At 66.8% G+C, this 18,031-nt stretch carries 17 protein-coding genes; 15 read left to right on the top strand and 2 right to left on the bottom strand.

The genetic code is table 11. From position 1 onward, the window contains the following. Nucleotides 1-11 precede the first annotated feature (11 nt). From nuoI to FHY06_RS11340, 9 genes are read left to right on the top strand one after another with little or no spacing between them, the layout of a single operon-like run. Complete coding sequence (nuoI, locus tag FHY06_RS11380) at nucleotides 12-533, top strand: NADH-quinone oxidoreductase subunit NuoI (RefSeq protein WP_019653385.1); 522 nt, start codon at nucleotides 12-14, stop codon at nucleotides 531-533. Between the two features lie 38 nt (nucleotides 534-571). Then, nucleotides 572-1,222: an NADH-quinone oxidoreductase subunit J gene (locus FHY06_RS11375; RefSeq protein WP_019653384.1), complete on the top strand. Its 651-nt coding sequence runs from the start codon at nucleotides 572-574 to the stop codon at nucleotides 1,220-1,222. Continuing rightward, nucleotides 1,219-1,527 (top strand): NADH-quinone oxidoreductase subunit NuoK, encoded by a 309-nt coding sequence (gene nuoK, locus FHY06_RS11370; RefSeq protein WP_019653383.1) that lies wholly within the window; start codon nucleotides 1,219-1,221, stop codon nucleotides 1,525-1,527. The genes FHY06_RS11375 and nuoK overlap by 4 nt, the downstream gene beginning before the upstream one ends. Nucleotides 1,528-1,534: 7 nt before the next feature. Then, nucleotides 1,535-3,568, top strand: a complete 2,034-nt coding sequence (gene nuoL, locus FHY06_RS11365) for an NADH-quinone oxidoreductase subunit L (protein WP_019653382.1) — start codon at nucleotides 1,535-1,537, stop codon at nucleotides 3,566-3,568. A 24-nt stretch (nucleotides 3,569-3,592) separates the two neighbouring features. Then, nucleotides 3,593-5,071, top strand: coding sequence for an NADH-quinone oxidoreductase subunit M (locus tag FHY06_RS11360; protein ID WP_019653381.1), 1,479 nt, complete (start codon nucleotides 3,593-3,595; stop codon nucleotides 5,069-5,071). A 24-nt stretch (nucleotides 5,072-5,095) separates the two neighbouring features. Beyond that, complete coding sequence (gene nuoN, locus FHY06_RS11355; protein ID WP_019653380.1) at nucleotides 5,096-6,583, top strand: NADH-quinone oxidoreductase subunit NuoN; 1,488 nt, start codon at nucleotides 5,096-5,098, stop codon at nucleotides 6,581-6,583. A 15-nt stretch (nucleotides 6,584-6,598) separates the two neighbouring features. Then, nucleotides 6,599-6,904: a DUF2818 family protein gene (locus tag FHY06_RS11350; RefSeq protein ID WP_019653379.1), complete on the top strand. Its 306-nt coding sequence runs from the start codon at nucleotides 6,599-6,601 to the stop codon at nucleotides 6,902-6,904. Nucleotides 6,905-6,932: 28 nt separating this feature from the next. Next, nucleotides 6,933-7,547, top strand: coding sequence for an NUDIX domain-containing protein (locus FHY06_RS11345; RefSeq protein WP_126184486.1), 615 nt, complete (start codon nucleotides 6,933-6,935; stop codon nucleotides 7,545-7,547). Between the two features lie 8 nt (nucleotides 7,548-7,555). After that, nucleotides 7,556-8,029, top strand: a complete 474-nt coding sequence (locus FHY06_RS11340) for a DUF1178 family protein (RefSeq protein ID WP_184605113.1) — start codon at nucleotides 7,556-7,558, stop codon at nucleotides 8,027-8,029. Between the two features lie 43 nt (nucleotides 8,030-8,072). Here FHY06_RS11340 and FHY06_RS11335 read toward each other — a convergent pair whose 3' ends face one another. Next, nucleotides 8,073-9,857 carry an ABC transporter transmembrane domain-containing protein gene (locus tag FHY06_RS11335; protein ID WP_184605111.1) on the bottom strand — a complete coding sequence of 595 codons (1,785 nt, stop codon included), beginning with the start codon at nucleotides 9,855-9,857 and terminating at the stop codon, nucleotides 8,073-8,075. Nucleotides 9,858-9,933: 76 nt separating this feature from the next. On the opposite strand from FHY06_RS11335, the gene FHY06_RS11330 reads away from it, so the two are divergent. From FHY06_RS11330 to FHY06_RS11315, 4 genes are read left to right on the top strand one after another with little or no spacing between them, the layout of a single operon-like run. Next, nucleotides 9,934-10,473 carry a MarR family winged helix-turn-helix transcriptional regulator gene (locus tag FHY06_RS11330; RefSeq protein ID WP_019653375.1) on the top strand — a complete coding sequence of 180 codons (540 nt, stop codon included), beginning with the start codon at nucleotides 9,934-9,936 and terminating at the stop codon, nucleotides 10,471-10,473. Next, complete coding sequence (locus FHY06_RS11325) at nucleotides 10,466-11,941, top strand: efflux transporter outer membrane subunit (protein ID WP_184605109.1); 1,476 nt, start codon at nucleotides 10,466-10,468, stop codon at nucleotides 11,939-11,941. The genes FHY06_RS11330 and FHY06_RS11325 overlap by 8 nt, the downstream gene beginning before the upstream one ends. Nucleotides 11,942-11,999: 58 nt before the next feature. Then, a complete protein-coding gene (locus FHY06_RS11320) occupies nucleotides 12,000-13,322 on the top strand; it encodes an HlyD family secretion protein (RefSeq protein ID WP_132750614.1) in 1,323 nt (440 codons plus the stop codon). 53 nt (nucleotides 13,323-13,375) lie between these two features. Beyond that, the gene (locus FHY06_RS11315; RefSeq protein ID WP_019653372.1) at nucleotides 13,376-14,938 is read left to right on the top strand and encodes a DHA2 family efflux MFS transporter permease subunit; all 1,563 of its coding nucleotides are present in this window, start codon (nucleotides 13,376-13,378) and stop codon (nucleotides 14,936-14,938) included. A gap of 116 nt (nucleotides 14,939-15,054) precedes the next feature. On the opposite strand, the gene FHY06_RS11310 is transcribed toward FHY06_RS11315, so the two are convergent. Then, entirely contained in the window at nucleotides 15,055-16,278 is a 1,224-nt protein-coding gene (locus tag FHY06_RS11310) for an AGE family epimerase/isomerase (RefSeq protein ID WP_260310251.1), read from the bottom strand. A gap of 266 nt (nucleotides 16,279-16,544) precedes the next feature. Here FHY06_RS11310 and FHY06_RS11305 point away from each other — a divergent pair, with 266 nt between their 5' ends. Then, the gene (locus tag FHY06_RS11305) at nucleotides 16,545-17,315 is read left to right on the top strand and encodes an ABC transporter ATP-binding protein (protein ID WP_019653370.1); all 771 of its coding nucleotides are present in this window, start codon (nucleotides 16,545-16,547) and stop codon (nucleotides 17,313-17,315) included. A 1-nt stretch (nucleotide 17,316) separates the two neighbouring features. Next, complete coding sequence (locus FHY06_RS11300; RefSeq protein WP_019653369.1) at nucleotides 17,317-18,024, top strand: ABC transporter ATP-binding protein; 708 nt, start codon at nucleotides 17,317-17,319, stop codon at nucleotides 18,022-18,024. The last annotated feature ends 7 nt before the right edge of the window (nucleotides 18,025-18,031 follow it).

The following is an 18,031-nucleotide window of genomic DNA, read 5'->3' as shown; positions in this document are numbered from 1 at the left end:
GCGCCAACATCATGTCTGCTGCGCACACCGCAACACCATCCGCGCCTTTCTCGCTCAAGGACTTCCTGAGCAGCTTCATGCTGTTCGAGCTGTTCAAGGGCCTGGCCATCACCGGCAAGTACGCCTTCGCCCGCAAGATCACGGTGCAGTTCCCCGAAGAGAAGACGCCGCTGTCGCCGCGCTTCCGCGGCCTGCACGCACTGCGCCGCTATGAGAACGGCGAAGAGCGCTGCATCGCCTGCAAGCTGTGCGAGGCCGTCTGCCCGGCGCTGGCGATCACCATCGAATCGGACGTGCGCGACGACGGCTCGCGCCGCACCACGCGCTACGACATCGACCTGACCAAGTGCATCTTCTGCGGCTTCTGCGAAGAGAGCTGCCCGGTCGACTCGATCGTCGAGACGCACATCTTCGAATACCACGGCGAGAAGCGCGGCGACCTGTACTTCACCAAGGACATGCTGCTGGCCGTGGGCGACCGCTACGAGAAGGAAATCGCAGCGAACAAGGCGGCTGACGCCAAGTACCGCTGACCCGGTTCAGCCCGAAACCCGTACCAATTCGAATTCCAATGGACGTCAAGACCGGTCTGTTCTATCTGTTTGCCGTGGTGCTGCTGTTCGCAGCATTCCGCGTCATCACCGCCCGCAACCCCGTGTACGCAGCGCTGTACCTGGTTCTGGCCTTCTTCCAGGCATCGGCCATCTGGCTGCTGCTGCGCGCCGAGTTCCTCGCGATCTCGCTCGTGCTCGTGTATGTGGGCGCCGTGATGGTGCTGTTCCTGTTCGTGGTGATGATGCTGGACATCAACGTCGACAGCTTGCGGGAGGGCTTCTGGAAGCACTTCCCGCTGGCGGCGGGCGTGGGTGCGCTGATCGCGCTCGAAATGGCGGCCGTGCTCATGGGCGGCTTCCGCCTGGGCGAGCCGCGTGCCGCAGCCGTCGCAGCGGGGGCCAACACTTCCAATACGCTCGAACTGGGCAAGCTGCTCTACTCCGAATATCTCTACCCGCTGGAAATCGCCGCGGTCATCCTGCTCGTGGCCATCGTGGCCGCCATCGCACTGACGCTGCGCACCCGCAAGGACAGCAAGTACGTCAACCCGGCCGACCAGGTCCGCGTGAAGGCGCGCGACCGCGTGCGCATCGTGCAGATGCCGGCAACGCGTGCAGCGGAGCCTGTGGTTGAAGCTGCGGACGCTGCAAAGGAAAACAAGGCATGACGCTCACGCTCGGACACTTTCTTTCGCTCGGCGCGATGCTCTTCGCGCTGTCCGTGATCGGCATCTTCCTGAACCGCAAGAACCTGATCGTGCTGCTGATGGCCATCGAGCTGATGCTGCTGGCGGTCAACATGAACTTCGTGGCGTTCTCGCACTTCCTGGGCGACATGCACGGCCAGATCTTTGTGTTCTTCATCCTGACGGTGGCCGCGGCCGAGTCGGCCATCGGGCTGGCGCTGCTGGTCCTGCTGTTCCGCAACAAGTCGAACATCAACGTCGACGAACTCAACTCGCTCAAGGGTTGACAGCAACATGAGCGCAACCCTTTCCGCATCCACATTGCTGGCCGTGCCGCTGGCACCCCTGGTCGGCGCAGCCGTCGCAGGCCTGTTCGGCACGAAGTTCGGCGGCAATCACATCGGCCGCAAGGTCACGCATTCGCTGACCATCCTGGGCGTGCTGGTCGCCTTCATCATCTCGGCGATGACGCTCAAGAGCGTGATCGCCGACGGCGCCCGCTTCAACCAGACCATCTACGAATGGATGGTGGTCGGCGGCCTGAAGATGGAAGTCGGCTTCATGGTCGACGGCCTCACCGCCATGATGATGTGCGTCGTGACCTTCGTGTCGCTGATGGTCCACATCTACACCATCGGGTACATGGAAGAGGACGACGGCTACAACCGCTTCTTCGCGTACATCTCGCTGTTCACCTTCTCGATGCTGATGCTCGTGATGAGCAACAACATGCTCCAGCTGTTCTTCGGCTGGGAGGCGGTGGGCCTGGTGTCGTATCTGCTGATCGGTTTCTGGTTCAACAAGCCGACTGCGATCTTCGCGAACATGAAGGCCTTCCTGGTCAACCGCGTGGGCGACTTCGGCTTCATCCTCGGCATCGGCCTCATCGCCGCGTATGCCGGCACGCTGAACTACACCGAAGCCTTCGCCAAGGCGGGCACCCTGGCCGGCATCACCTTCCCGGGCACCGAGTGGATGCTCATCACGGTGATCTGCATCTGCCTGTTCATCGGCGCGATGGGCAAGAGCGCCCAGTTCCCGCTGCACGTGTGGCTGCCCGACTCGATGGAAGGCCCGACCCCGATTTCCGCGCTGATCCACGCAGCGACCATGGTGACGGCCGGCATCTTCATGGTGGCGCGCATGTCGCCGCTGTTCGAACTGAGCGACACGGCCCTGAGCTTCATCCTCGTGATCGGCGCCATCACCGCGCTCTTCATGGGCTTCCTGGGCATCATCCAGAACGACATCAAGCGCGTGGTCGCGTATTCGACGCTCTCGCAGCTCGGCTACATGACGGTGGCGCTCGGTGCCTCGGCCTACTCGGTCGCGGTGTTCCACCTGATGACGCACGCGTTCTTCAAGGCGCTGCTGTTCCTCGGTGCCGGGTCGGTCATCATCGGCATGCACCACAACCAGGACATCCGCTGGATGGGCGGCGTGCGCAAGTACATGCCGATCACCTGGATCACCTCGCTGCTGGGTTCGCTCGCGCTGATCGGCACGCCGTTCTTCTCGGGCTTCTACTCGAAGGACAGCATCATCGAGGCGGTGCACGAAAGCCACCTGTGGGGCGCGAACTTCGCCTACTACGCGGTGCTGGCCGGCGTGTTCATCACGGCGTTCTACTCGTTCCGCATGTACTTCCTGGTCTTCCACGGCAAGGAACGCTACGACCAGAACCCCGATGCGCACCATGACGACCATGGCCACGGTCATGACGATCACGGCCATGGCCACGACCACAAGCCGCACGAGTCGCCCTGGGTGGTCTGGCTGCCGCTGGTGCTGCTGGCGATTCCCTCGGTGGTGATCGGCTTCATGACGATCGAGCCGATGCTGTTCGGCGAGTTCTTCAAGAACGCGATCTTCGTGGACGCTTCCAAGCATCACGCCATGAAGGAGCTGGAAGAAGCCTTCCACGGTCCGGTGGCCATGGCCATCCACGGCCTGCAGACGGCGCCGTTCTGGCTGGCGCTGGCCGGCGTGGTCCTGTCCTGGTACATGTACATGATCAACCCGGCGCTGCCGGCGGCGATCAAGCGTGCCTTCGGTCCGATCTACCGCCTGCTCGAGAACAAGTACTACATGGACTGGTTCAACGAGAACGTCATCGCCCGCGCCACGCGCGCCCTGGGTACCGGCCTCTGGAAGGGCGGCGACCAGGCCCTGATCGACGGTGCCGTGGTGAACGGTTCCTGGAAGATCGTGGGTCGTATCTCGGGTGTGGTGCGCTGGATGCAGTCGGGCTACATCTATCACTACGCCTTCGCGATGCTGCTCGGCGTCTTCATCCTGATGACGTACTTCGTCTGGTTCAAACGCTGAGCCTAGCGCTGGAGAAAAAGAAAAATGGGTTTGTTGAGCCTTGCCATCTGGGTGCCGATCGCATTCGGTGCCGTGCTGCTGGCGTTTGGCCGTGACGAGCACGCCAGGGGCGTGCGCTGGGTCGCGCTCGTCGGTTCCATCGTGAGCTTCCTGGTCACGGTGCCGCTGTTCACGCGTTTCCAGAACGGCACCGCCGCGATGCAGTTCGTCGAGAAGACGGGCTGGATCTCGCGCTTCAACGTCAACTACCACCTCGGGGTCGACGGTTTGTCGCTCTGGCTGGTGCTGCTGACGTCGTTCATCACGGTCATCGTGGTGATCTCGGCCTGGGAGGTGATCACCGAGCGCGTGAACCAGTACATGGGTGCGTTCCTGATCCTGTCGGGCCTCATGATCGGCGTGTTCGCCGCGCTCGACGGCGTGCTGTTCTACGTCTTCTTCGAAGCCACGCTGATCCCGATGTACCTGATCATCGGCATCTGGGGCGGCCCGAACAAGATCTACGCGGCCTTCAAGTTCTTCCTCTACACCTTGCTCGGCTCGCTGCTGATGCTGGTGGCGCTGATCTACCTGTACAACAAGTCGGGCGGCAGCTTCGACATCCTGTCGTGGCACAAGCTGCCGCTGGGTGCGACCGCGCAGACCTTCCTGTTCTTCGCCTTCTTCGCCGCCTTCGCGGTGAAGGTGCCGATGTGGCCGGTGCACACCTGGCTGCCCGACGTGCACGTCGAGGCGCCCACGGGCGGTTCCGCCGTGCTGGCCGCGATCATGCTGAAGCTGGGTGCCTACGGCTTCCTGCGCTTCTCGATGCCCATCGCTCCCGACGCCTCGCACGAGTGGGCCTGGCTCATGATCGCGCTGTCGCTGATCGCCGTGATCTACGTCGGCCTGGTGGCGCTGGTGCAGCAGGACATGAAGAAGCTGGTGGCCTACTCGTCGGTGGCGCACATGGGCTTCGTGACGCTGGGCTTCTTCATCTTCAACGAGCTTGGCGTGTCCGGCGGCATCGTGCAGATGATTGCCCACGGCTTCGTCTCGGGCGCCATGTTCCTGGGCATCGGGGTGCTGTACGACCGCGTGCACTCGCGCCAGATCGCCGATTACGGCGGCGTGGTGAACACCATGCCCAAGTTCGCCGCGTTCGCGCTGCTGTTCGCCATGGCCAACTGCGGCCTGCCGGGCACCGCCGGTTTCGTGGGCGAGTGGATGGTGATCCTGGGTGCCGTGAAGGCCAACTTCTGGATCGGCCTGGGTGCGGCCACCGCGCTGATCTTCGGCGCCGCCTATACCCTCTGGATGTACAAGCGCGTGTATCTGGGACCGGTTGGCAACGACCACGTGAAGGAACTCAGCGACATCAATTCGCGCGAATTCCTGATGCTGGCACTGCTGGCCATCGCCGTGCTGTGGATGGGCCTGTTCCCGAAGCCGTTCACCGACGCGATGGACGCCTCCGTGACCGAGCTGCTGCGCCACGTGGCTGTTTCGAAGCTGCCCTCCTGATGCCACGCTGAAGAAGAGAACGAGATGATTGACAAACTCAGCTGGGTCACGATCTACCCCGAAATCGTGTTGCTGGTCATGGCCTGCATCATTGCGCTGGTCGACCTGTCGGACACGAGCCCGCGCCGTACCCGCACGTATGTGCTGACATTGCTCACCCTGGCCGTGGTGGCCGTCCTGTCGGGGCTGCACGCCTCCGCAGGCAAGACCATCTACGGTTTCGGCGGCATGGTGGTCAGCGACCCGATGGGCAACTGGCTCAAGTGCTTCTCCACCGTGGCGCTGATGGTCACGCTGGTCTACGGCCGTCCCTATGCGGCCGATCGCGAGATGCTGCGCGGCGGCGAAATGTTCACCATTAGCATGTTCGCGCTGCTGGGCATGTTCGTGATGATCTCGGGCAGCAACTTCCTGCTGATCTACCTGGGCCTCGAACTGCTGACGCTCTCGAGCTACGCCCTGGTGGCGCTGCGCCGCGACAACGCGGTCGCCAGCGAAGCCGCCATGAAATACTTCGTGCTCGGCGCCATGGCCAGCGGCTTCCTGCTCTACGGCCTGTCGATGATGTACGGCGCTACCGGCTCGCTCGACGTGAACGAGGTGTTCAAGGCCATCGCCAGCGGCAAGGTGAACCACCAGGTGCTGGTGTTCGGCCTGGTGTTCATCGTCGCCGGCCTGGCCTTCAAGGTGGGTGCTGCGCCGTTCCACATGTGGGTGCCCGACGTCTACCAGGGCGCACCGACGGCGATCACGCTGCTGATCGGCGCCGCGCCCGAACTGGCCGCCTTCGCGATCATCATCCGCCTGCTGGTCGACGCGCTGCAGCCGCTGGCCATCGACTGGCAGCAGATGCTCGCCGTGCTGGCCATCGCCTCGCTGCTGGTCGGCAACCTGGCCGCCATCGCGCAGAGCAACCTCAAGCGCATGCTGGCCTACTCGACGATCTCGCAGATGGGCTTCATGCTCCTCGGCCTGGTCGCCGGCTCGGACCAGCAGGGCACGTACAACGCCCAGTACGCCTACAGCGCCGCGATGTTCTACATCGTGACCTACGTGCTGACCACGCTGGCGAGCTTCGGCATCATCCTGCTGCTGGCGCGCGAAGGCTTCGAGAGCGAGGAGATCACCGATCTCGCCGGCCTGAACCAGCGCAGCCCGCTGTACGCCGGCGTGATGTCGATCGCGATGTTCTCGCTGGCGGGCCTGCCGCCGCTGGTCGGCTTCTACGCGAAGCTGGCCGTGCTGCAGGCGCTGATCGCTTCGGGCCACGCCATCTACATCGGCCTGGCCGTGTTCGCGGTGATGATGTCGCTGATCGGCGCGTTCTACTACCTGCGCGTGGTCAAGGTCATGTACTTCGACGCGCCCGTCACGGCCACCACCGTGTCTGCACCGCGCGACGTGCGTACCGTGCTGACGATCAACGGCGCGCTGATCCTGATCCTGGGCATCCTGCCCGGCGGGCTGATGACGCTGTGCTACGACGCGATCGTGGCGACGCTGGCCCACTGACGCGGCCGACCTCGGGTGTCGCAAACCGCGTCGGTCTGGGTCGTTCTCCTGGTGGCCCTCCTGGCCGCCAATCTGCCGTTCTTCAACGACCGCCTGCTCGGCGTCGTGCCGCTCGCGACTGCTCCCAAGTCGCTCGCGGTGCGCCTCGCCGAACTGGTGGTCTTGTACTTTCTGGCCGGCGGCGTCGGGCTTCTGTTCGAGCGCAGGGCAGGGCAGATCGCCACGCAGGGCTGGGAGTTCTATGCGGTGACCGGCGCGCTGTTCGTCGTGCTGGCTTTTCCGGGCTTCACCTGGCGCTACCTGATGAAGCACAGGCACTGACACTGGCATCGAGACTGGCAAGGACGACATGACCACCAAACCCGCCGACACCGTTGATTCGCACCTGAAGGAAGAGCTCCTGAGTCGCGAGGAGCTGTTCGAGGGCAAGTTCCTCAAGGCCCGGCGCGACACCATCCGCCTGCCCGACGGCCACAGCGCCACGCGCGAGTACGTGCTGCATCCAGGCGCGGTGGTGGTGATTCCGCTGCTCGACGACGGCCGTGTCGTGCTCGAGCGGCAGTTCCGGTACCCGGTCGGCCACGTGATGATCGAGTTTCCGGCGGGCAAGCTCGATGCGGGCGAGGACCCCTTCGACTGCGGCCGACGCGAGCTGATCGAGGAAACCGGCTACACCGCGCGCGAATGGGCCTACGCAGGCGCGATGCACCTGGCGGTGGCTTACTCGACCGAGATCATCCACATCTATTTCGCGCGCGGGCTCTCGCTCGGCGAGCGGCAGCTCGACCACGGCGAGTTCCTCGACGTGTTCACCGCCACGCCCGACGAGCTGGTCGGCTGGTGCCGCGAAGGCAAGGTCACCGACGCCAAGACGCTGACCTGCACGCTGTGGCTGCAGAACGTCCTTTCGGGCGCATGGGCACTGGACTGGCAGGCCGCACCCGCGCAGGGCGGCGCGGGATAATCCGCGCCATGAAGGTTCTCGATCTCCGCTGCACCCATGGCCACGGCTTCGAGGGCTGGTTCGCCTCCAGCGAGGATTTCGAGACCCAGCTGGCCTCCGGCCTGGTCGAATGCCCGGTCTGCGGCGACACCGCCATCGTCAAGCTGCTGAGCGCTCCCCGTCTCAACCTGGGCAATGCCAAGGCGCCGAAAGAGGCGGCCACATCCACATCCGTGACCGCCGCGCCTGCCGCTGCCAGCAATGCGTCCGCCGAACTCTCGCCCGAGGCCCGCTGGATGCGTGCGGTGCGCGAGGTGCTGGCAAAGACCGAGGACGTCGGCGAGCGCTTCGCGGACGAGGCCCGCAAGATGCACTACGGCGAGGCCGCCGAGCGCGGCATCCGAGGACATGCCACGCCCGAGCAGGCCGAGGCGCTGCTCGATGAAGGCATTCCGGTGATGGCGCTGCCGATTCCGGCTGCGCTGAAAGAGACCCTGCAGTAAACGGGCAGCCGGCGATCAGCCGGTGCCGGCATCGCGGTCCTGCTCAGGCCGTGAACTGAAGCGCGGCCAGCCGCGCGTAAACGCCGCCCTGCGCGACCAGCGCCGCGTGCGTTCCCTGTTCGACGATCCCGCCGTGGTCCAGCACCACGATGCGGTCGGCCTTCTGGACGGTGGCCAGGCGGTGGGCGATCACCAGGGTGGTCCGGTTCTCCATCGCCGACTCCAGTGCGGCCTGCACCATGCGCTCGCTTTCCGCGTCGAGCGCGCTCGTGGCTTCGTCAAGCAGCAGAAGCGGAGGGTTCTTCAGGATCGCGCGCGCGATCGCGATGCGCTGTCGCTGTCCGCCCGAAAGCCGCACGCCTCGCTCGCCGAGGAAGGTGTCGTATCCCTCCGGCAGCGCCTGCAGGAAGTCGTGGGCGAAGGCGGCGCGGGCGGCTGCCTGCACTTCCTCGGCCGTCGCCTCGGGGTTGCCGTAGCGGATGTTCTCGAACGCGCTGGCCGAGAAGATCACCGCGTCCTGCGGCACGAGGCCGATGCGGGTGCGCAGCTCCGGCAGGGCCAGCGAGGCCAGCGGTGCGCCGTCGAGCAGCACCCTGCCGGTCTGCGGGTCGTAGTAGCGCAGCAGCAGCTGGAACACGGTGCTCTTGCCGGCACCGCTCGACCCCACCAGCGCGACGGTCTCGCCGGGCGCGACTTCGAGGCTGAAGTCGCGCAAGGCCGGCGTGCCGGGGCGGGAAGGGTAGTGGAAGGTCACCGCGTCGAACTTGATCGCGCTGCCCGCCACCGGCACCGGTGCGACCACCGGGTCGGCGGGGGACACGATGGCCGCAGGCGCGTGCAGCAGTTCCATCAAGCGCTCGGTGGCGCCGGCCGCGCGCAGCAGGTCGCCGTACACCTCGCCGAGCACGGCGGTCGCGCTGGCGAGGATGGCGACGTAGACGACGGTCTGGCCCAGGTGGCCGGCGGTGATGTCGCCGCGCAGCACCGCCTGCGTGCCCTGGTAGAGACCCCAGAGAAGCGCCGCGGAGGTCGCGATGATGATGAAGGCCACGAGCACCGAGCGGGCGCGGGTACGGCGCACGGCGGTGCGGAAGGCGTTCTCGGTCGAGCCGCTGAAACGCGCGGCCTCGCGGCCTTCGGCCGTGTAGCTCTGCACCACCGGAATGGCATTCAGCACCTCGGCGGCGATGGCGCTCGAATCGGCCACGCGGTCCTGGCTGGCGCGGGAGAGCTTGCGCACGCGGCGGCCGAACACCATGCTCGGCAGCACCACCAGCACGAGGATGCCCAGCACCTGCACCATCACATAAGGGTTGGTCCAGATCAGCACCGCCAGGGCGCCCGCGCCCATCACGGCGTTGCGCAGGCCCATGCTGAGCGACGAGCCGACGACCGTCTGTACCAGGATGGTGTCGGCCGTCAGGCGCGAGAGCACCTCGCCGGTCTGCGTGGTCTCGAAGAAGGCGGGGCTCTGCTTGAGCACGTGGCCGTAGACGGCGTTGCGGATGTCGGCCGTCACGCGCTCGCCCAGCCAGCTCACCGTATAGAAGCGCGCCGCGGAGAAGACACCGAGCGCCACGGCCACGGCGAAGAGGGCGCCGAAGTGCTCGCGCAGCGCCATGGTCTGGGCGCCCTTGTCGGCGCTGATCAAGCCGTTATCAATCAGGCTGCGCAAGGCGATAGGAAAAGCCAGCGTCGTGACCGCCGCCATCACCAGGAAGACGCCAGCCAGCACGATTTGCACGCGGTACGGGCGAAGAAAAGGGCCCAGGCCCGAGAGCGATCGGGGCGAGCCCTTGGCCATGGAAGACGGTGGGGATGAAGCCATGAGCCGATTCTACCGATCCCTTGCCTCTACAAAGGTAGCCTTGACAATAATTGCCGAGGCAACTAATATTTGGCCCATGAGCGATGCCAACACCCCTCAAAAGCCGCCGGCTTCCCCCGGCGAGGAGCGTCGTGCGCCCGTCGCCTTCTACAGTCCCGAAACCTATCGCGCGGAGGAGAGCATCGGCTACCTCATGCGCCGCATCGTCACGGCGGTCGGCCAGTCGGTCGAAACCCGCATGTGCGAACCGGGCAGCCCCACCTATCCGCAGTGGGTGCCTCTCTACAAGCTTCACGTCGGCGCGGCCACCACGGTGGCCGAACTGGCCCGCGCCTGCGAGCTCGACACCGGCGCCATGACGCGCCTGCTCGACCGCCTCGAGGCCAAGGGCCTGTGCCGCCGGGTGCGCTCGCTCGAAGACCGGCGCGTGGTCAACATCGAGCTCACCGACGAAGGCCGCGCGGCCGCCAAGGAAGTGCCGCACGTGCTCAGCAGGGTGCAGAACGAGCACCTTGCAGGTTTCACCACCGAGGAATGGGAGCAGCTCAAGGGCTATCTGCGCCGCATCCTCGACAACGCCCAGGCCCTCGCGGCCCGTGGAGATAAAAATGACTGACTCCCTCGCCGTGCGCGCCATGCGTCGCACTCCCGTCGTGGCCGCCGCGCTGCTGGTGGTCGCACTTGCCGGTTGCGCCGACATGGCCGGCATCGGCTCGCAGGCAAAGCTGCGCGACGCCACGTCGCTGGGCATCGCGCCCGATAGCGCCGCCGTGCCGGCATCCCGCCTCGACAGCCAGTGGTGGCTGGCCTTCGGCGATTCGCAGCTCAACTCGCTCATCGACCAGGCCGTGGCCGGCAACCCCAACCTGCAGGTCGCGCAGGCCCGCCTCGCTCGCGCGCAGGCTTCTGCCGACATCGCCGGCGCCGCGCTCAAGCCGCAGGTCAAGGCCGATCTCGACCTGAACCGCCAGAAGTTCAACAGCAACTACATCTACCCGGCGCCGCTGGGCGGCTCCACCCAGAACATCGGCCTGCTGCAGCTGGGCGCGAGCTGGGAGCTCGACTTCTTCGGCAAGAACCGCACTGCGCTCGACACCGCCATCGGCGCCGCCAACGCCGCAGCCGCCGATGCCGACGCCGCCCGCGTGCTGCTCGCGAGCAACGTGGCGCGCAGCTACTTCCAGTGGGCTCGCCTGAACGACCAGCTCACCGTCGCGAAGCGCACGCTGGAGCAGCGTGACGAAACCCTGAAGCTGGTGCGCGACCGCGTGTCCGCCGGCCTGGACACCCGCCTCGAACTGCGCCAGAGCGAAGGCGGCCTGCCCGAGGCACGCCAGCAGATCGAAGCGCTCAACGAGCAGATCGCGTTGCAGCAGCACGCGCTCGACGCGCTGGTGGGCCAGCCCAACGTCACCGCCTCGCTCAAGCCGCCGGTGCTGGCTGGCGTGCAGCCGATGTCCCTGCAGGCGAACATCCCGGCCGACCTGCTCGGCCGCCGCGCCGACATCGCCGCCGCGCGCTGGCGCGTCGAAGCAGCCACCAGCGACGTGGCGAATGCCAAGACCCTCTTCTATCCCAACGTGAACCTCACGGCCTTCGTCGGCTTCCAGAGCCTGGGCTTCGGCAAGCTGCTGAAGTCGGGCAGCGAGCAGTGGGGCGTGGGCCCGGCCATTAGCCTGCCGATCTTCGAAGGCGGCAGGCTGCGCGCCAACCTGCGCGGCAAGTCGGCCGACCTCGATGCCGCCGTCGAGAGCTACAACGCCACGGTCATCGACGCGGTGCGCGACGCGGCCGACCAGGTCACGAGCGCCCAGTCGATCGCACGCCAGCAGGCCGAGCAGCGCGCAGCGCAGACGGCCGCCGAAGGCGCCTACGACATCGCCGTGCAGCGCTATCGCGCGGGCCTCGGCAACTACCTCAACGTGCTGACGGCCGAGACCGCCGTGCTGGCCCAGCGCCGCCTGGCGGTCGACCTCGCCGCCCGCGCGCTCGACACCCAGGTAGGCCTGGCGCGCGCACTCGGCGGCGGCTGGCAGCCGCCGGCCACCGCCACCGCATCGGCTCCCTCGGCCCCGCTGAACTGACAGGCACAGCGCAGATCCAGCCCGGCCCGACCCCTTCGTCTTCGGAAAGAACTTCATCATGAGCGACAACAACACTCCGACGCCCGCTGCAGCCGCAGCTCCCGCAGCCCCCGAGGCGACCGCCGGCAACGGCAAGCGCCGCCGCGCGCTCACCGCGCTCGCCGCGGTGGTGATCGTCGCCGGCGGCGGCTGGGGCCTGTACGAATGGCTGGTGGCCAGCCACTACGAGGACACCGACAACGCCTACGTCTCGGGCAACGTCATCCAGATCACGCCGCAGATCGGCGGCACCGTGATGGCCATCAACGCCGACGACACCGACTTCGTGAAGGCCGGCCAGCCGCTGGTGCAGCTCGACCCGGCCGATGCCAAGGTCGCGCTCGAGCAGGCCGAGGCCGCGCTCGCGCAGGCGGTGCGCCAGGTGCGCACGCTGTACGCCAACAACGGCTCGCTGGCCGCGCAGGTCACGCTGCGCCAGGCCGACATCGTCAAGGCGCAGAGCGACATTGCCAAGGCGCAGGACGACCTGCAGCGTCGCCGCGCGCTGTCGGGCAACGGCGCCGTGTCGAAGGAAGAGCTCAACCACGCCGAGACGCAGCTCGAGACGGCCAAGAGCCAGCTCGCCGCGGCGCAGGCCGGCGTGGTGGCCGCCAAGGAGGCGCTGGCCAGCAACCAGTCGCTGACCGAAGGCACCAGCGTGGCCCAGCACCCGAGCGTGCTGGCCGCAGCCGCCAAGGTGCGCGAGGCCTACCTCGCCACGCAGCGCGTGGCCATGCCCGCGCCGGTCGACGGCTATGTCGCCAAGCGCACCGTGCAGCTCGGCCAGCGCGTGGCCGCCGGCACGCCGATGATGTCGATCGTGCCGCTCAACCAGCTGTGGGTCGACGCCAACTTCAAGGAAGTTCAGCTGCGCAACATCCGCATCGACCAGCCGGTGAAGCTCACCGCCGACGTGTACGGCAAGAAGGTCGAATACACCGGCAAGGTCGCCGGCCTAGGCGTGGGCACCGGCAGCGCGTTCGCGCTGCTGCCCGCGCAGAACGCCACCGGCAACTGGATCAAGGTTGTTCAGCGCGTGCCGGTGCGCATCGCGCTCGACCCCGAGCAGCTCAAGGCCAACCCGCTGCGCATCGGCCTGTCGATGGACGCCGAGGTCGACATCTCGCAGAAGGGCGGCAAGATGCTCGCCGACGCCCCGCGCGCCACCGCGCTGGCGCAGACCGCGGTCTACAGCCAGCTCGACCGCGGCGCCGACGCCGAGGTGGAGCGCATCGTCGCCGCCAACATCGGCGGCAAGGGCGGTGCGCCGACGGCAGCTTCGGCTCCCGCCAAGGCGCCCGCCGCGAACACTTCCGTGGCCGTGCAGGGCCAGCCGGGCTGATCGCGCGAGCGTTCGTCCGGACTTTCATTCCGTCCAGGTAAACAGCCCGCCCCATGGCCACCGCTGCTCCTGCATACGTTGCGCATCCGCCGCTCGAGGGCGCAGCCCGCGTCTGGGGCACGGTCGCGCTTTCTGCGGCAACCTTCATGAACGTGCTCGACTCGTCGATCGCGAACGTGTCGCTGCCTGCCATCTCGGGCGACCTGGGCGTGAGCACCACGCAGGGCACCTGGGTCATCACCAGCTTCGCGGTGGCCAACGCCATCGCGGTGCCGCTCACCGGCTTCATGACGCAGCGCTTCGGACAGGTGCGCCTGTTCATGGCCAGCGTGATCCTCTTCATGATCAGCTCGCTGCTGTGCGGCCTGGCGCCGAACATGACGACGCTCATCGCTTTCCGCGCGCTGCAGGGCTTCGTCGCGGGGCCGATGATCCCGCTGTCGCAGGCGCTGCTGCTGTCGAGCTATCCGCGCGCCAAGGCGGGCCTCGCGATGGCCATGTGGTCGATGACCACGCTGGTCGCGCCGGTGATGGGGCCGCTGCTGGGCGGCTGGATCACCGACAACATCTCGTGGCCGTGGATCTTCTACATCAACATCCCGGTGGGCATCGTCGCGGCGGCCATCACCTGGGCGCTGTACCACAAGCGAGAGAGCGCCACGCACAAGGTGCCGATCGACGCCATCGGCCTCGCGCTGCTGGTGCTGTGGGTGGGCTCGCTGCAGCTCATGCTCGACAAGGGCAAGGAGCTCGACTGGTTCCACTCCGCGCAGATCGTCACGCTGGCCGTGGTGTCCGTGGTCGGCTTCGCCTTCTTCCTGGTCTGGGAGCTGACCGACAAGCACCCGGTGGTCGACCTGTCGCTCTTCAAGCGCCGCAACTTCTGGTCGGGCGCGGTCGCGACGGCGGTGGCCTACGGCCTCTTCTTCGGCAACGTGGTGCTGCTGCCGCTGTGGCTGCAGCAGTGGATGGGCTACACCGCCACGCAGGCGGGGATGATCATGGCGCCCGTGGGGCTGCTGGCGATCTTCTTCTCGCCGGTGGTGGGCCTCACGGTGGCCAAGATCGACCCGCGCCGCTATGCGACCTTCTCGTTCCTGGTGTTCGCGCTGGTGCTGTGGATGCGCTCGAACTTCAATACGCAGGCCGACTTCGTGACGATCATCATCCCGACGATCATCCAGGGCATCGCGATGGCGTTCTTCTTCATCCCGCTGGTGACGATCACGCTGTCGGGCCTCACGCCCGACCGCATCCCGGCGGCATCGGGGCTGTCGAACTTCCTGCGGATCACCGCGGGCGCCATGGGTACCTCGATCACGACCACGCTGTGGGACAACCGCGCGACGCTGCACCACGCCCAGTTGGCCGAGACGGTCAACCAGGGCAACAACGCCGCGGCGAGCGCGATGGCCGGGCTCAACGCCAACGGCTTCAGCACCGACCAGGTGCTGGGGCAGATCAACCGCATCGTCGACCAGCAGTCGTACATGCTGGCGACCAACGACATCTTCTATGCGTCGGCGGTCCTGTTCCTGCTGCTGATCCCGCTGGTGTGGCTGGCAAAGCCGCAGAAGGGCGGAGCCGGCGGCGACGCCGCTGCGGGCGCGCACTAGTCTCCCCCCAGGCTTGGCGCACTTCGTGTCGCTTCGCCGACCCCCTCGCCGGGGGCGACACCTGCGGACCGGCAGAGCCGGTTCCGCGGTGTTCCGCGAAAAAGGGCAGGTGCCCTTCAGACGCCAAGGGCGCGCAGCACGTCGTAGCAGGCGCCCATCGTGTGGTAGTCGGTCTTGCCGGCTGGGCTCTTCTCGTCGCTGATCTTTTCGTTCGTCGGCGTGAGGATGCGATACCAGGCGCCGTGCGCGTGGTCGACGAAGTGCTCCCAGCTGTAGGCCCAGATGCTGTCGTACCAGTCCCAGTAGCCCGGCTCGCCGGTGCGCAGCGCGAGCAGGGCGGCGGCGGCGAAGCTCTCGGCCTGCACCCAGAAGTACTTGTCGCCGTCGCACACCTTGCCGTCGGGGCCGAAGCCGTAGACCAGCCCGCCGTTGTCGGCGTCCCAGCCGCGTTGCATGGCGGTGTCGAAGAAGTGGCGCGCGCGCGGCAGCGGCCATTCGGCCTTGCGGTCCTGGGTGGCGAGATGGCCGTCGAGCTGCAGCAGCAGCTTGGCCCACTCGGTCAGGTGGCCGGTCTGGAAGCCCCAGGGCTTGAAGATGTCGGTCTTGTTGCCGCGGTTGTAGTCCCAGTCGACCGACCAGTCCTCGCGGTAGTGCTCCCATACCAGACCTTCGGCCAGCGACGCGAGCCGGCCCGTCACCGATTCGGCCACTGCGAGCGCACGCTCGATGTAGCGTGACTCCTGCGTGGCCTCGAAGGCCGCCATCAGCGCCTCGCAGGCGTGCATGTTGGCGTTCTGCCCGCGATAGCTGCCCACGCGCCAGTCCGTGGTGGCCTCGTCGGCATAGAGCTGGTGCCGCGGTTCCCAGAAATGCGCCTCCATCAACCGCCAGGCGTTCTCCAGCCCGGCGTGCGCTTCCTCGATGCCGGCCATGAGCGCATGCGCGTGCGCGAGCAGCACGAAGTCCAGGCCGTAGCAGCGGTTGGTGCCGTCCTGCACCGTGGCGCGCTGTTCATGCCAGTCGATCTGCCATGCATAGCCGCCATCCTGCTGCCTGTGGGCACGCTCGATGAAGGCCAGCCCATGCCGTGCGGCAGCGAGGTCGGCGGGCTTGCCGAAGCGCCGGTACGCCATCGCATGGTTGAACACGAAGCGCGTGCTGCTCACCAGGTGGCGGGTGCGGCGGTCGTACACCGTGCCGTCGTCCTTGAAGAAATGGAAGAAGCCGCCGCTGGGGTCGATGTTGCGGCCCTCGTAGAAGGCCAGCGTGTGCCGGATGTGGTCGGCCAGGAAGTCGGGTGAGCGGAAGTCGGGCATGTGCGGCGATGTCGTTGGTGCCATGGGCGCGATCATGCCCAATCGAGGCCAGCGCCGCGAGTGGTCGATGCGCAGCGTCTTCGCCGGCTCGCGTGCCGCCTTTGTCGTCGAGACGACAGTCGTGCAGCAGGGGCCGGCGGCCCTCTGGAATGGGTGCACTGCAGCATAGGCATTTGCCCCAGTATCCAAGCCCGAGGCACCCACGAACAATCGGTCGGCGCTCGATGGTGGCGCATTGAGATGGACCGCATGACGCACATTCTTTCCACGCACACGGGCGACCTCGCGAGATGAGCGACGTCATTCTCGAAACACGCCAGCTCACCAAGGAATTCAAGGGGTTCACAGCGGTCAGCAAGGTCGACCTGTCGGTGGTGCGCGGCTCGATCCACGCGCTCATCGGCCCGAATGGCGCGGGCAAGACGACCTGCTTCAACCTGCTGACGAAGTTCCTCGAGCCCACCACCGGCACGATCCTCTTCAACGGCCAGGACATCACGCGCGAGCGCCCCGCGCAGATCGCGCGCCGCGGCATCATCCGCTCGTTCCAGATTTCGGCCGTGTTCCCGCACCTCACGCTGCTGGAGAACGTGCGCCTCGGCCTGCAGCGCCGCCTGGGCACCTCGTACCACTTCTGGAAGAGCGAGAAGTCGCTCAAGCCGCTGGATGCCAGGGCCCGCGAGCTGCTGGCAGAAGTCGGCCTGGAGGAACTTGCGGACGAACAGACGGTGAACCTGCCCTACGGCCGCAAGCGCGCGCTCGAGATCGCGACCACGCTGGCCATGGAGCCCGAGCTGATGCTGCTCGACGAGCCCACGCAGGGCATGGGCCATGAAGACGTGCACCGCGTGGCCGATCTCATCAAGCGCGTGTCGGCCGGCCGCACCATCCTCATGGTGGAGCACAACATGAGCGTGGTCTCGACCATCGCCGACACCATCACCGTGCTGCAGCGCGGCGCGGTGCTTGCCGAGGGGCCGTACGCCGTGGTCTCGAAGAACCCGCAGGTGATGGAGGCCTACATGGGCACCACCGAAGGCCAGCTGCAAGGGGCTCATTGAGATGACGGCCGCACTCGAAATCAAAGGCCTGCAAGCCTGGTACGGCGAATCGCACGTGCTGCACGGCGTCGACATGGTCGTGCAGCCGGGCGAGGTCGTCACGCTGCTGGGCCGCAATGGCGCGGGCCGCACCACCACGCTGCGCGCGATCATGGGCCTGACGGGCGCACGCAAGGGCAGCATCGAGATCAACGGCCGCGAGACCATCGGCCTGCCCACGCACCGCATCGCGCACCTCGGCGTGGGCTACTGCCCGGAGGAGCGCGGCATCTTCGCGAGCCTCTCGTGCGAGGAGAACCTGATGCTGCCGCCCGAGCTGAAGGGCGCGGGCAAGGGCATGTCGGTCGAAGAGATCTATGCCATGTTCCCCAACCTGGCCGAGCGCCGCCACAGCCAGGGCACGCGCCTGTCGGGCGGCGAGCAGCAGATGCTGGCCGTGGCGCGCATCCTGCGCACCGGCGCCAGGCTGCTGCTGCTCGACGAGATTTCAGAAGGCCTCGCGCCGGTCATCGTGCAGGCGCTGGCCCGCATGATCACCACGCTGCGCGCCAAGGGCTACACCATCGTGATGGTGGAGCAGAACTTCCGCTTCGCAGCGCCGCTGGCCGACCGCTTCTACGTGATGGAGCACGGCCGCATCGTCGAGAAGTTCGGCGCGGCCGAACTCGAAGCCAAGATGCCCGTTCTCACAGAGCTGCTGGGCGTCTGAGAGACAG

This window comes from Variovorax atrisoli (assembly GCF_014195185.1).
GTDB classification, from domain to species: Bacteria; Pseudomonadota; Gammaproteobacteria; order Burkholderiales; family Burkholderiaceae_C; genus Variovorax; species Variovorax atrisoli.
The sequence above is the reverse complement of the archived record's forward strand: the minus strand, read 5'-3'. Positions and strand labels throughout refer to the sequence as shown.

What these genes read in the sequence shown, in the direction of transcription:
- nuoI (WP_019653385.1), top strand. Translation starts at nt 12, where the DNA reads ATGTCTGCTGCGCACACCGCAACACCATCCGCGCCTTTCTCGCTCAAG.
- FHY06_RS11375 (WP_019653384.1), top strand. Translation starts at nt 572, where the DNA reads ATGGACGTCAAGACCGGTCTGTTCTATCTGTTTGCCGTGGTGCTGCTG.
- nuoK (WP_019653383.1), top strand. Translation starts at nt 1,219, where the DNA reads ATGACGCTCACGCTCGGACACTTTCTTTCGCTCGGCGCGATGCTCTTC.
- nuoL (WP_019653382.1), top strand. Translation starts at nt 1,535, where the DNA reads ATGAGCGCAACCCTTTCCGCATCCACATTGCTGGCCGTGCCGCTGGCA.
- FHY06_RS11360 (WP_019653381.1), top strand. Translation starts at nt 3,593, where the DNA reads ATGGGTTTGTTGAGCCTTGCCATCTGGGTGCCGATCGCATTCGGTGCC.
- nuoN (WP_019653380.1), top strand. Translation starts at nt 5,096, where the DNA reads ATGATTGACAAACTCAGCTGGGTCACGATCTACCCCGAAATCGTGTTG.
- FHY06_RS11345 (WP_126184486.1), top strand. Translation starts at nt 6,933, where the DNA reads ATGACCACCAAACCCGCCGACACCGTTGATTCGCACCTGAAGGAAGAG.
- FHY06_RS11340 (WP_184605113.1), top strand. Translation starts at nt 7,556, where the DNA reads ATGAAGGTTCTCGATCTCCGCTGCACCCATGGCCACGGCTTCGAGGGC.
- FHY06_RS11335 (WP_184605111.1), bottom strand. Translation starts at nt 9,857, where the DNA reads ATGGCTTCATCCCCACCGTCTTCCATGGCCAAGGGCTCGCCCCGATCG.
- FHY06_RS11330 (WP_019653375.1), top strand. Translation starts at nt 9,934, where the DNA reads ATGAGCGATGCCAACACCCCTCAAAAGCCGCCGGCTTCCCCCGGCGAG.
- FHY06_RS11325 (WP_184605109.1), top strand. Translation starts at nt 10,466, where the DNA reads ATGACTGACTCCCTCGCCGTGCGCGCCATGCGTCGCACTCCCGTCGTG.
- FHY06_RS11320 (WP_132750614.1), top strand. Translation starts at nt 12,000, where the DNA reads ATGAGCGACAACAACACTCCGACGCCCGCTGCAGCCGCAGCTCCCGCA.
- FHY06_RS11315 (WP_019653372.1), top strand. Translation starts at nt 13,376, where the DNA reads ATGGCCACCGCTGCTCCTGCATACGTTGCGCATCCGCCGCTCGAGGGC.
- FHY06_RS11310 (WP_260310251.1), bottom strand. Translation starts at nt 16,278, where the DNA reads ATGGCACCAACGACATCGCCGCACATGCCCGACTTCCGCTCACCCGAC.
- FHY06_RS11305 (WP_019653370.1), top strand. Translation starts at nt 16,545, where the DNA reads ATGAGCGACGTCATTCTCGAAACACGCCAGCTCACCAAGGAATTCAAG.
- FHY06_RS11300 (WP_019653369.1), top strand. Translation starts at nt 17,317, where the DNA reads ATGACGGCCGCACTCGAAATCAAAGGCCTGCAAGCCTGGTACGGCGAA.